The sequence below is a fragment of the Paenibacillus sp. 23TSA30-6 genome, assembly GCF_014858585.1.
Classification (GTDB): domain Bacteria; phylum Bacillota; class Bacilli; order Paenibacillales; family Paenibacillaceae; genus Paenibacillus.
Genome location: NZ_SLTL01000038.1, coordinates 1 through 13,245 on the forward strand (window position 1 = coordinate 1; position 13,245 = coordinate 13,245).

General features: G+C 49.5%; 7 protein-coding genes. 6 read left to right on the forward strand and 1 reads right to left on the reverse strand.

All coding sequences use genetic code 11. The annotated features are described in order from the left end of the window. On the forward strand, nucleotides 1–279 hold a 279-nt coding region (locus tag E0698_RS27150; protein WP_238354119.1), incomplete at its 5' end, for a hypothetical protein. A gap of 35 nt (nucleotides 280–314) precedes the next feature. On the opposite strand, the gene E0698_RS23545 is transcribed toward E0698_RS27150, so the two are convergent. Continuing rightward, nucleotides 315–1,940: a nitrite/sulfite reductase gene (locus tag E0698_RS23545; RefSeq protein ID WP_192513079.1), complete on the reverse strand. Its 1,626-nt coding sequence runs from the start codon at nucleotides 1,938–1,940 to the stop codon at nucleotides 315–317. A 340-nt stretch (nucleotides 1,941–2,280) separates the two neighbouring features. Between E0698_RS23545 and E0698_RS23550 the strand changes: the two genes are divergently transcribed. From E0698_RS23550 to galU, 5 genes are all read left to right on the forward strand, one after another. Beyond that, complete coding sequence (locus tag E0698_RS23550; RefSeq protein ID WP_192513080.1) at nucleotides 2,281–3,522, forward strand: S1C family serine protease; 1,242 nt, start codon at nucleotides 2,281–2,283, stop codon at nucleotides 3,520–3,522. A gap of 47 nt (nucleotides 3,523–3,569) precedes the next feature. After that, nucleotides 3,570–5,483 (forward strand): stalk domain-containing protein, encoded by a 1,914-nt coding sequence (locus E0698_RS23555; protein WP_192513081.1) that lies wholly within the window; start codon nucleotides 3,570–3,572, stop codon nucleotides 5,481–5,483. Nucleotides 5,484–5,980: 497 nt separating this feature from the next. Next, nucleotides 5,981–8,491 (forward strand): U32 family peptidase, encoded by a 2,511-nt coding sequence (locus E0698_RS23560; protein WP_192513082.1) that lies wholly within the window; start codon nucleotides 5,981–5,983, stop codon nucleotides 8,489–8,491. A gap of 290 nt (nucleotides 8,492–8,781) precedes the next feature. Then, entirely contained in the window at nucleotides 8,782–12,222 is a 3,441-nt protein-coding gene (locus E0698_RS23565; protein ID WP_192513083.1) for a DEAD/DEAH box helicase, read from the forward strand. A 118-nt stretch (nucleotides 12,223–12,340) separates the two neighbouring features. Next, nucleotides 12,341–13,234, forward strand: a complete 894-nt coding sequence (gene galU / locus E0698_RS23570; protein ID WP_192513084.1) for a UTP--glucose-1-phosphate uridylyltransferase GalU — start codon at nucleotides 12,341–12,343, stop codon at nucleotides 13,232–13,234. Nucleotides 13,235–13,245 lie beyond the last annotated feature (11 nt).

Sequence of the window (13,245 nt, forward strand, 5' to 3'; positions counted from 1 at the left end):
CTTGAAGTTGATGAGCTAAAAAGAGGAGCACTCGTAGACATGAGGAAGCAAAAAAAAGACGACATCTCATTCAAAAACAAAGGAATGAATGTCGTCTTTTTAATGGATTCTCTTTCAGCTATCTGTAAGAACCATGTTTTTCAGTGGCCTCGAATAATCCGGTGTCTTTTTTTTGAAAGCACAGCAGAGGACCTTCTGCAGCCATGTTATGACCACAAGAAAATAGCCTGCTTGTATGCGAGATACAAACAGGCTGCCTTGGAAGGCCTATTAGGTTAAGAGAACACATTATAGAAGAGCTTTACTTACAAGCCTCAGGAAGCGACGGTGCTGGACTGCAAAATAGCAGACAGCTTCTCCTGAAAAGTCGGAATGCCTACTCGTTGTACATACGCATAAAAGGTTTCGTCGGCATTTCGATTTTCTTTGTAAAACAGAATCAGTTCGGCCAACACAGGGCCAACCTGATCACCACGTACGCGGCCTTTGAGCGCTTTATTGAACTGGGCACCCGGTCCGAGCGCTCCGCCAACAGCAATATCGAACGCGTCGACCATACCCTCGGGTGTTTTAATGAGCGAGCCTTGCAGACCGATGTCCGCAATATGCTTTTGTCCGCAGGCATTCGGGCAGCCGATGAAATGAATGCGCACTTTTTCATCCAGATCTACGTGCTGATCCAAATACTCGGCAACGTCAACCGCCCGCTTTTTAGTCTCCACAATCGCCAGATTGCAGAATTCATTCCCGGTGCATGAAACGGTACGGCTCATAAAATGCTTAGGCTGTGGCGTCAGGCGTTGCAGCACAGGAGCCTGTAGTAATTCATTCACCTGATTGTCCGGCACGCCGCTCAGCAAAATATTTTGCGACATGGTCGTACGAATCTGTCCATCACCGTAGCGGTCAGCCAACTCGGCCAGCTCGTGCAGTTCGTCAGCATCCAGACGGCCGACTGGCACGTTCAGACCGACATAGTTTAGACCCTGCTGCGCTTGTGGATGCACACCGTCAAAGTAGGCTGCTTGCCAGCCGATCGTTTTATCTTCGCCCCGGCCGGGCATTTCGCCGATATACTCGGTGAGCTTGGCTAAAAACTTTTCCGGGCCCCAATCGGCGATGAGAAATTTCAGGCGGGCATGATGTCGTTTTTCCCGATAGCCGTAATCCCGGAAAATGGTGGTGACTGCAATGGAAACCTTCAAAACTTCATCAGGACGGACAAACAGGTCCAGCGATTGCGCCAAATGCGGCTTGGCGGATAAGCCCCCACCGACCATCACATGGAAGCCGATGACTTCTTCCCCGTCGATTACTTTAGTGGCTGGCGTAAAGGACAAATCGTTAATTTCAGCCTGCGCATTATTGTACGTATTACCAGAGATGGACATTTTGTATTTACGCGGCAGATTGGAGAAGTCCCGATTTAATAGGAAAAAACGGTTGACTTCATCCACAATACCCTTGGTGTCGACCAATTCATTCGGATCAATGCCTGCCAAAGGATTGCCAACAATCGTACGCGGGCAGTCGCCACAGGCTTCAAAGGAGTACAAATCGACTTTTTCCAGCCGCTCGAAAATATCGGGTAAGTCTTGAACCGTCAGCCAGTGAAACTGAATAGCCTGACGGGTGGTAACATCAACGAGACCGCGTCCGTACAGCGTGGCTATGTCCGCCAATGCATGTGCCTGCGCTGATGTCATGATACCTGTGTTGATGCGGACACGCATCATGAAATGGCCATCCTGGGGCTTTTGCTGATACACTCCGGCCCATTTGAAACGATCCATATCGTCCGCAGTGATCGAATCGAAGCCTTCACTCGCATAGTTTTCGATAATGGTGCGTATGACGTCGAGGCCGTCCTTTTCCAGCTTGGCAAATTCGAATTTGTTCAGTTTATCGGGATGAGCGGTCCAGATTGGTTCGTAAGCCATCCTTTCAACCTCCTTCATAAGCGTTGATTACAGGGATTCAAAGTTATTCTTTTATTTCCGACAATAGAACTAAGATATAATGTGATGGTATCATAGTTGGAAGTGCCAGTAAACGAAGGAATGGCCCAAACGCTATAACGATTATTTATCGTTTTTGCTTATTTTCTTGATATAAGGATTTGGTAATTTTATAGTATAAATGACATGAGGGGTTATGTAAGCGGCAAACATAGCTTTTAAAAAAAGATAGGGCTTAAAGCGATTGTATGCGTGTCTCCTCTATGGTAGATTTGGACTAACTGATAGAACAGGGTCATGTTAGAGAGGAAAAGGTGAAACTATGCGTAAGATGGGGAAAAGGGCAGTCATACTGGCTTTGGGCAGCGCTTTGTGTGTATCTGGAACAGCAGGTGCAGCCAGCAGTGGAACTGCTTTGAAGGCAAAGGTCATTAACGGTGGGGTCTATGTCAACGTAGGCGATGTGAATAAAGCATTAGGAACCAGCGGCGCGTATAACAGCGCAAATGGTACATATACGTTATCGGCCGATCGTGTGCCGCAGGTGGTTAAAAATGTATCTCCCTCTGTGGTAGGCATCATCGGCCGCTCAGCAACGGGACAAACCGTGGCAGGCGGAGATCGGTACAACCTTGCTCACGGCACAGGGGTCATCATTCGGACAGATGGATGGATTGTCACGAATGCGCATGTCATTGAAGGATTAAATGATGCGGTAGTCGTGACCTCGGACGGTAAATCTTACAGTATTACAGATAGCTACAGTGATCCGGTCAGTGACCTGGCAATGGTTAAAATCAAGGCAAACAGCCTTAAACCTGCTACCTTAGCAGGCTCACCGAATAATCTTCAGGTGGGAGAGCAGGTAGTGGCTATCGGTACGCCTATCTCTTTTTCCCTGCGTAATTCGGCAACTTCGGGTGTCGTCAGCGGATTGAACCGTGGCGTCAACGCTGCCTATCGACTTATCCAAAGCGATACCGCGATCAATCCTGGTAACAGTGGCGGTCCGCTCGTAAACCTCAAAGGAGAGGTAATCGGGATCAATACGATGAAATTTTCGGCTGTCGGTATTGAAAATATGGGCTTTTCGATTCCTTCGGATACGGTGAAGTATGTCATTGCTCAATTTTTCAAGTATGGTGAGGTTCGGCGTGCCAGTCTTGGTTTAGGATTGGAAGAGAGCTGGTCGGCGATCGTGGGGCTGCCTACGGAGGACCCTTTGAAAGTTACAAAAATTACTTCGGCTAGTGCTGTTCAGGCCAAAATCAAGGAAGGCGACGAGTTGTATAGCATAAACGGCAAGCGTGTGGCTTCCGCTATCGATGTCAACGAGTTGCTTAAAAGCTATCAGCCTGGGCAGACGGTGAGCTTGCTTATGCAGACGGACGGCGATATTGTAAAACGCAAGTTGGTACTGTCACAGGATAATGGTGAAATCTATGAATCTATTCAGGCCGGAGAGGATGCCGGGGACTCGGATGAGTCGGCTGGTGATGGCAATGTAGTGCCTTCCAAGGAAGCATCTGAGTCAGTCCAAGAGGCAGCCGCTACAGGGAAGTAAATGAAACGGATCGTTATGATATCAAATATAGCTAGAGGGAGATTACTGTGAAGCATATTCAAAGAAAAATGATGCATAAGCTGGGAGCTGGCGCGGTTGCATTGTCCGTTCTGCTATCTGCTTTGCCAGCAGTGGCGGCGGACAGCGATAAACCGATCTTGGAGCTACGCCTGCAAGGCGGCAGCAACACAGCCATCGTGAACGGTCAGAATGCCAATATTGCAAAACCCTATTCGAAAAGCGGTGCGTTGATGGTTCCGGCTGGTGTGTTCAAAAAAGCATTTAACAGCAAAATTCGGCTGGCCGAAGATAATGTGGTCAAAATTAGCAGTGGTGCTCGCATCGTATCACTGACCATCGGTAGCCGTACTGCCTGGGTGGGCGGTCATAAGGTAACGCTCCCCGCTCCACCGGAAATGTCATCAGGTGTCCTGATGGTTCCGCTACGTCAAGTAGCAGAAGGTCTCGGAGGCAAGCTGGAGAAGAATGGTGCGGGCATTGTCATTCGGATGGAGGCGCAAGAAGAGGCAGGCACAGTAGCTGAAGAAACGCCGAGCATTGATAATGATGAGGGCAAGACGCAGATCGGGAACAGTTACTACGATTGGTCCATGAACTATCCTACAGGGCTGGTCATCGGGCAAGGTGGTGGGGATGAGAGCGTCTCCACATTTATGGACGAGAACAGTGCGTACTATATGGAAGTACATACGGCCTCACAGCCGGTTCCGTTGAATGCGGACGACCTTCTTCAACAATTGGTGCAAACCGCCAAGGAGACGGGAGAAATCGTCGTAGACCGAAAATCCTTTCCAAAATCGAAGGTGCCTTATGCACGTGTCATTACGAAGGACGGAGACGGCGTGCTGTGGGAAAACCGTCAGTATTATGACAACGGACGATTGTACGTGATTTATTTTTCCGATGCCAAAGCAACGAACTATAAGGATCTCGCACAGTATGCGGGTCTGTTAAATTCCTTCAAGACCTCCTTCAATGCACAGGATAAAAGCATTAAAGACCTGTCGACCGTCGTAGGGGGAACACGTGAGGCTGGAAACCCGGACTATGGGGTGTCGCTTAGCATACCGGCAGGTTGGAAAATGGACGATCAGCGGATGCAGTACGAAAGCAATGATGGATCGAGTTTCCGTTTGAACGTGACTTCAGCTCCTGCTGATGCCACGTTGGAGAACTGGAGCCAACAGCTGCAAAAGTGGCTGAGTGATTCATTTGTATCTACAGCTTATGAGTCCCAGAAGACCTATTCACTTGAGGTTGCGGGGGTTCAGGGGCTGGTTCAGGAGTATCGATACAACTTTGGCGATGGATGGGTTAAGGAATACAATGTGCTGATTCAGCAAAATGGATACCGCTATCTGGCTGAATACGCTGTGCCGGAAAAAGTGAGCAAAGGGAATGATCAGTTCAATGCGCTCATTTCCTCGCTTCAAATCGATTTCCAAACCGTAGCGAGCAACTTCGGACAACTGGAAGAGGACGACTATCTGGCAGACAAAACGAAAACGGTCAAAAAGACTTCCAAAGCCTATGAGTACACGGTGAATATTCCACGATACTGGACAGCGATCAGTGACCAGTTTGAATTGGGTGATGTGGAGTACCAGTTTACCGGAGGGAGCTTCTCCATCAAAGTCGATAATGACAAATCGTTCGAGTTAACGGTATCCCAGCTCAAGGACTTTTACGATAAGCAGGGTAAAAGCTACAAAAATCTCAAGGTTGAAGAGGTTAAGGACGTGACGTTCGCCGGGGTTCCGGCAGCTTCCTTTACATTCCACCGTGTGGAAGAAGGCATTGGCTATACAGGCCGCCAAATTGTTTTGGAGCGTGACGGAAAAACGTATACCGTGGCAACGACGCTGAATGACGCGAACAATACGGGCGTGCAGTCTAATGCACTGGATTCAACGCTGAATTCATTTAATTTTGTGAAGTAGAGGGTGTAGGGAAAAGATTAGCGAGTTATGGTGGGGAGAGCGCTGCGCGTGCCATTTGATCCTTCGATCGCTGGCGCTTCTACGGATTCAAATGGCCCGCTTCGCTGGTGCCCGCCATAAGATCGCTAATCTTTTATAGAGTGAGGGCAGGGGAAGGTCAAAGGCTGTTCAAGCATCTCCAATGTACCGTTTGACGGGATTGGGGGTGTTTTTTTTAGTATGATATTTTTGCAAGGAATCGCTTGGAAAGTGTAGAAGCTTGGGGCGTAGTCTGGTACACTAGATTAGTTACAAGATAAGAATGATTATGCCGCAAATGCTTGTCGTGCGGATTTTTTGAGTTGGATGCCATTGATCCCGTGAGCCTTGGGTTCAGAGTAGGGATGATCGGATAGGATGATAGTTCATAGGATTTTAAAATAAGCAGCATCGCTGCTCTGGAAAATAACGCTTTACCAAAGAATAATAAGTTATTTCTCAGTATAGGGAGGACAATGATGAAATCAGCAGTACGAAGAGAAGATGTCGAGCTTCTGGCACCAGCCGGTGACTGGGATTGTATGCGTGCGGCGGTGGCGAATGGAGCCGATGCAATCTTTTTCGGGGTGGAAAAGTTTAATGCACGGGCGCGTGCGAACAATTTCCGTATGGATGAACTGCCTGAAATTATGGCGTTTTTGCATAGCTACGGGGTTAAAGGCTTTTTGACATTCAATATACTGGTGTTTGAAAACGAGCTGGAGGACGCCAAGGAACTGGTCGATGCTTGCGTGGATGCAGGTGTGGATGCGTTGCTTGCACAGGATATGGGCTTGGTGAAAATGATCCGCGATATCTCGCCGGATTTTCCGATCCATGGCTCTACCCAGATGACAATTACCTCGCCGGAGGCGGTAGAGTTTACGAAACCGTACAACATTGAGCGGGTCGTGCTCGGACGTGAAAATAACTTAAAACAGATTCAAAAAATAGGTGAGCAAGCGAGACTTCCGATGGAAGTATTCGTGCATGGCGCGTTATGTGTATCTTACTCGGGTCAATGCTTGACTTCTGAAATGTGGGGCGGGCGCTCTGCGAACCGTGGCGAATGCGCACAGGCATGCCGTTTGCCTTACGATCTGATGGTGGATGGCGAGCAAAAGCCGATGGCCGATGTGACATATCTACTGTCACCTAAGGATTTGGCTGCAATTGATCTGCTGCCGGAGTTGATTGGCGCAGGTGTCATCTCTTTTAAAATCGAAGGACGACTGAAAACGCCTGAATATGTAGCCAACGTGGTCAGCAAGTACCGTAAGGCGATTGATAAGTATTTTGAAGGTGACACTTCCAAGACCAGCAAAGAAGATATCCGCGAGCTTCAGCAAAGCTTTTCACGCGGTTTTACGCACGGGTTTCTGGAAGGAACGAATAACAAGAAGCTGGTTGACGGTACGTTCCCGAAAAGCCGGGGTGTTTATCTGGGGCGGGTAGAACAAATCCTTCGTGACGGCGTTGTGTGCCGTATTGATGCGCCGCTGAAGCGTGGCGACGGCATTGTATTCGATGCAGGAGATCCCACGCAAAAAGAAGAAGGTGGACGCGTATACGATATCCGTCGCAAGGGTGTAAAGATCGAAGGCGAAGCCGGAGAAGGCTGGATTATCGACATCGTAGCGGGACGCAACGATGTGGATCTGCGCCGTGTACATGTCGGCGACCGCATTTGGAAGACCAACGACCCGGCGCTGGACAAGCGTCTGCGCCAGACGTACGACACCGACAAGCCGTACCGCGTCTTCCCGGTACATGTGCGTGTCAGCGGCTCTCCAGGGCAGCCGCTGTCGACCTGGTGGACCGATGTGCAGAAAGGCACGACGGTCCGCGTGGATTCCGAGCTGGAACTTGAAATCGCCCAGAAGCGTCCAATGACGCGCGAACTGCTTGAGGAGCAGTTCGGCCGACTGGGCGGAACGGTGTTCCAGCTGGAAGAACTGGACGTCCACCTGCATGGGGACGTCATCGTGCCGATGCGCGAGCTGAACAGCATCCGCCGTCAGGCGGTGGAATTGCTCGCGGGCGAGCGCCCCAAACCGCCCGTGTACACGAAGCGGGCGGTAGAGGTGTATGGCGATGCATCGGTTCCCGCATCGCCAGTGGCACGCGGTCAGGCAGAGCTGACCGCGCTGTGCCGCAGCCTCCCGCAGGTTGAGGCTGCGCTGGAGGCCGGCGTGGAGTTCATTTACGCCGACTTCGAGTTCATTAAGCAATTCCCGGCAGCCGTAGAGGCTGTGCACGCCGCAGGGCGTCGAATTGCGCTGGCGACCCCGCGTATTCACATGCCGGGTGAAAACGGCTACCACAACAACATCCTGCGCCTGAAGCCAGATGCTGTGCTGGTACGCAATCCGGGTGCGCTGTATTTCTACATGCGTCATCGGTTGGAAAATCCAGATGCACACCATCCGCAATTGATCGGTGACTTCTCGCTGAATGTCGCCAACCACAAAGCGGCTGATCTGTTCCTGGATTCTGGCTGTGACCTTGTTACGCCGTCGTACGACCTGAACATCCAGCAAATGGTCGATATGCTCAGACGCACGCGTACCGATAAGCTGGAGATCGTGATTCAGCAGCATATGCCAATGTTCCATACCGAACATTGCGTATACTGCACCTTCATGAGCGAAGGCACGGACTACACCAACTGCGGACGCCCATGTGAGGACCATCGCGCATCCCTGCGCGACCGTATTGGTATGTCTCACCCCGTTCGCGTGGACGAAGGCTGTCGCAACACGGTATACAATGCCATCGAGCAATCCGGCGCCGAGTACCTGTCCAACTTTATGGAGCTGGGTGTGTCCCGCTACCGCGTGGAGTTTTTGGAGGAGACACCAGAGCAGGTGCATGAGGTTATTGACCTCTATAACCGTGCCCTGCGCGGAGAAATCAGTGGTACACAGGTCTGGAAGACGCTTAAAGCGACGAACCAGTTGGGTGTTACACGCGGGCAACTGGTAAAGTAGTCTGTGTGATGCATACGTAACTGCTACATTGTTTGGAAAATTATACTGACATTCAACATGACGAACAAAGCAGACCATTGCCCTTTCCGGGAAGTGGTCTGCTTTTATGTATAGCCAATGAGGCAGCCCTTTTTTAATATCTTTCCGCGTGTCCAATTGCGCAACTGTTGTACAATGGACTTACAAGTGTGCTGAACATGTAGAACAGCTACCATTTCCAATAAGCTCAAATGATTCAATTATATTAAGGGATTTTGCGAAATTTTCATGGATACAAGGAGGACGTGTAAATGAGTCATTTTACATTGCAGGATGTGCGTGACATTTGTGGGACAACGGCATACAACAAAGGGCGGGAATATGTCGAAAAGGGCAGAGTTACGTCATTAAAAATCAATGCTCCATGCACCCGAATAGCTGCTGTAGTGAAGGGGAGTCGCAACTATCAGGTCCATATTGATCTGGATGAGTTCAGTCTGGACGCCGAATGTACCTGCCCTGCCTATCAAAACAGCTACTATCATGAGGAATGTAAGCATATTGCCGCAGTGCTGATTGCTGTACATCGAATGATCAAGGCCGGGACGCAGAGCCAAATTATTGTACCTGACTATCAATTGGATATTCCAGCAGCGGGACAAACCCAGCCAACCTCCATTTTTGGACCTGATTCACTTCTATCAGCTCCACCTTCCCGGCGACCTGTTACACGTTCTGCTATTGAGCCATTCCAGCAGATGATATCCTATCGTACCGCCGATCAACTGATGGAGCTATTCAAGCAAACTGATGAATCGGGGGACAACGGTTTGTCGCCAGCTGGCAGCGAATTTACAACCACCCCTCAGGAGAAGCTCCAGGTTGAATATATTTGTCATGTAGAGGATAGCTCATATAAAGGTGAGCAGATCAACATTGAGATGAAAATAGGGACGAAGCGAACTTATGTGGTGCAGAAGCTAAGGCCGTTCTTGGATAGTGTGGAAAAAGGGGAGTCTTTTCGCTTTACGAAGCTGTTTTCCTACGAACCAGCAACGCAGTATTTTGCCCATGCAGATCGACAGTTGATGGAACTTCTGATTCACATTAAAAACGGTGAGCGGATGTACAAAGAACTATTGAACCCCCATAGCTTATCAGACAGCTTTGCCGGAGATGCTCGTGCTATGTTCATTCCTCCCATGAACTGGCCTGATGTGTATAAGCTGCTCCAGCAATGTAATTTTGTGACCTGGGAGGGGAAGGGAACGCTAGGCAATGGTCAAATCACGGCTTCTGATGAAGTTTTACCCATAGAGTTTAACATTGCTCCAGGCGTTAGCGGTGGCTACAAACTCAATGTCAATGGATTGCAGGAAGCCGCTTTGCTCCCTTCCTACGGTTTGACTGTTAGCTATGGGAAGATTTTCGAAGAGAACTCGCTGAAGCTACGGCGACTTGCCAAAATGAGAGATACTCTCTCGGCCTATGGAGGTAAAAGTAGCGTGGATATATCGGCAGCCCAGATCGAGCCATTTGTACAGCAGACGCTGCCCGTGTTACGCAAAGCGGGGAAGGTAAGCGTAGATAAGCGGGTCAGAGAACGGATCGCCGAGCCGGAATTGGTGAGTAAAAGCTTTGTTGATCGGGAGGAAGGCAAGCTGTTCGTACGGTTAGAATTTGATTATGAGGGCATTCTCCTGAATCCTTTGGATGAAAAAGGGAAACAACGTGCTGACAGTAAAATGATTTTAATACGAAATATGGACAGTGAGCGTCGGGTACTGCATGTTCTGGAGTCTTCGCGTATGCGCAGGAACGGGCTCCGATGGATTGCCACCACCGATGATGAGATCTTTGATGCTCTATATCATGTTCTGCCTGAGCTGGAGGAACTGACCGAGGTATATATTTCCCAATCTGCCCGAGGCATGCGCTATGACCCTGACAGCAGACCCAAAATCAAAGCGGAGCTGACTAGCGAGCTGGACTGGTTGAACGTGTCTTTTGAACTGGGGGGGATGAATCAACAGGAACTGCGGGACATTATGCTCAGTGTTGTGGAAAAGAAAAAATATATTCGTCTGCGCAGCGGTGCTTTTCTGTCACTGGAGGGCGAGGAATATGCGACTTATGGACGTATGGCCGAGGAACTGAGTGTCAAGCGAAGTGACGTGAAGGGTGGTACGGTCAAACTGCCTGCTCTACAAGCCCTTCAGCTGTCCGACGATATTCAAGGTGCCAGTTCACTTCGGATGGGCAAGCATCTGCGCCGTTTCCTGGAGCGTTTGCGTCATCCCGAGCGGCTGGAATATGATCCACCGGAATCCTTGGCCAATGTGTTGCGAGATTATCAGGTACAGGGTTTTCAGTGGCTTAAGAGTCTGTCCTTCTTCCGTTTTGGCGGGATTTTGGCAGACGATATGGGCTTGGGGAAAACGCTGCAAACGATTGCTTACATCTGTTCCGAGTTGGACAGCCACACAGAGATCGGGAAGCCAACGGACAAGTCGTCCTCGCCTGCCCAGGCTTCCATGCCTGTACTAATTGTTACCCCGGCATCTCTTACGTATAACTGGGAAAATGAATTCAAGCGCTTTGCGCCCCATGTTCGTGTAGAGGTCGTTGCCGGACAGAAGGGGGAGCGTAGCGGCTTGCTCGCCACGGTAGAAGGAGATCAAGGGCCAGAGGTCATAATTACCTCCTACCCGCTGTTACGACGCGATTTTGAATGGTATGAGGACAAAACGTTCAGCACGCTCATTCTGGATGAAGCCCAGGCGATTAAAAATGCAGGCTCCCTAACCGCTCAATTGGTCAAGCAGCTGTCAGCTCCGCGCCGTTTTGCTTTGACGGGCACACCGATTGAGAACTCATTGGAGGAGTTATGGTCCATCATTGACGCTGTGTTCCCCGGCCTGTTCTCGGGTCGTAAAAGCTTCAGGGACATTCCGCGTGAGCAGCTTGCACGTATGGTCTCTCCCTTCATTTTGAGACGTCTGAAAGAGGACGTGCTTGAGGAACTGCCGGATAAAATCGAAACTGTACAACGTTCAGAGTTATCCGGAGAGCAAAAGAAGCTCTATGCCGCATACCTGTCTCAACTGCGGGATGACACCATTCAGGACTTGCAAACAAATGGATTTCAAAAGAGCCGCATGAAAATTTTGGCAGGGATTACCCGGCTGCGCCAGTTGTGCTGTCATCCCTCCCTCTTTGTGGAGGATTATCAAGGCTCCTCGGGCAAGATGGAACAGCTGCTGGAGACCGTTGCCGAGGCACGCGCCAGCGGTAGACGTATGCTCGTCTTCTCCCAGTTCACCAGCATGTTGGACATAATCCGTTCCGCACTGGAAAAGGAGGGGGCAGGAGTATTCTATCTGAGCGGTAGCACCCCTGCACGTGACCGTGTAGATATGTGCCGTCGCTTTAACGAAGGAGAGAACGACGTGTTCCTGATTTCCCTCAAGGCAGGTGGAACGGGTCTGAACTTGACCGGAGCCGACACGGTTATCTTGTACGACCTGTGGTGGAACCCCGCCGTCGAGGAACAAGCCGCCGGACGCGCCCACCGCATGGGCCAGAAACGCGTCGTTCAAGTCATCCGTCTCGTCGCCGAAGGCACCATTGAGGAGACTATGCTGGAGCTTCAACAGCGTAAGAAGGACCTTATCAAGGACGTTCTAGATCCGGCCGAAGGCCCAACATCCACACTCACCGAGGAGGACATCCGGGAATTGTTGAGGGTATAGTAGGGGAAGTCCAGTACATGTCGGAAAATATAGCATACACTATTAAAATAGTTCACCTTCTTGTTATAATCATAGAAGTATATCTATCCGTTATATTGAAGACAAAGGAGATTAATCCATGAAAATCCGTAAAGCGATTATTCCTGCTGCGGGATTAGGAACCCGTTTTCTACCTGCTACCAAAGCAATGCCTAAGGAAATGCTTCCGATTGTAGATAAGCCAACCATTCAATATATTATCGAAGAGGCTGTAGCATCTGGGATTGAAGATATTATTATCGTAACAGGTAAAGGTAAAAGAGCGATTGAGGATCATTTTGATTACTCATTTGAACTGGAGCATAATCTGGCCGCCAAGGAAAAATGGAATCTGCTCAATGAGGTGCGCAAGCCAACAGAAATGGCAGACATACACTACATCCGTCAAAAGGAGCCCAAAGGTTTAGGTCACGCTATATGGTGTGCACGTAAATTCATAGGGGATGAGCCTTTTGCTGTACTTTTAGGTGATGACATCGTTGAGTCTGAGAATCCATGTCTCAAACAGATGATCGACGTTTTCGACGAGTATCAGCGCTCTGTTGTAGGTGTAAAGCAAGTGGATTGGAACGAGGTTCATCGTTACGGGATTGTTGAGGGTCATGCACTTACCACCAAAATCTCGGAAGCAGAACGTCTGGTAGAAAAGCCGAAAAAGGAAGAAGCAACCTCCAACCTGGCGATCATGGGACGCTATATCTTGACGCCCGATATTTTTGATATCCTTGGGCAGCAATCCCCTGGAGTAGGCGGTGAGATTCAATTGACGGATGCATTGTCCAAACTGGGTGAAAAGAGTCCGATCCTGGCTTACGAATTTGATGGAAATCGCCATGACGTTGGTGAAAAGCTGGGCTTCATAGAAACAACCATCCATTATGCTCTGCAGCATAACGAGATTAAAGATGAAGTTTTGGCTTATATGAGACAGGTTATTGAAGAGATAGATCAACAAAAAAAAGTATCACCGTAATAAGCCCCTCT

Coding starts and splice junctions, on each gene's coding strand:
- E0698_RS23545 (WP_192513079.1), bottom strand. CDS start 1,940: ATGGCTTACGAACCAATCTGGACCGCTCATCCCGATAAACTGAACAAA.
- E0698_RS23550 (WP_192513080.1), top strand. CDS start 2,281: ATGCGTAAGATGGGGAAAAGGGCAGTCATACTGGCTTTGGGCAGCGCT.
- E0698_RS23560 (WP_192513082.1), top strand. CDS start 5,981: ATGAAATCAGCAGTACGAAGAGAAGATGTCGAGCTTCTGGCACCAGCC.
- E0698_RS23565 (WP_192513083.1), top strand. CDS start 8,782: ATGAGTCATTTTACATTGCAGGATGTGCGTGACATTTGTGGGACAACG.
- galU (WP_192513084.1), top strand. CDS start 12,341: ATGAAAATCCGTAAAGCGATTATTCCTGCTGCGGGATTAGGAACCCGT.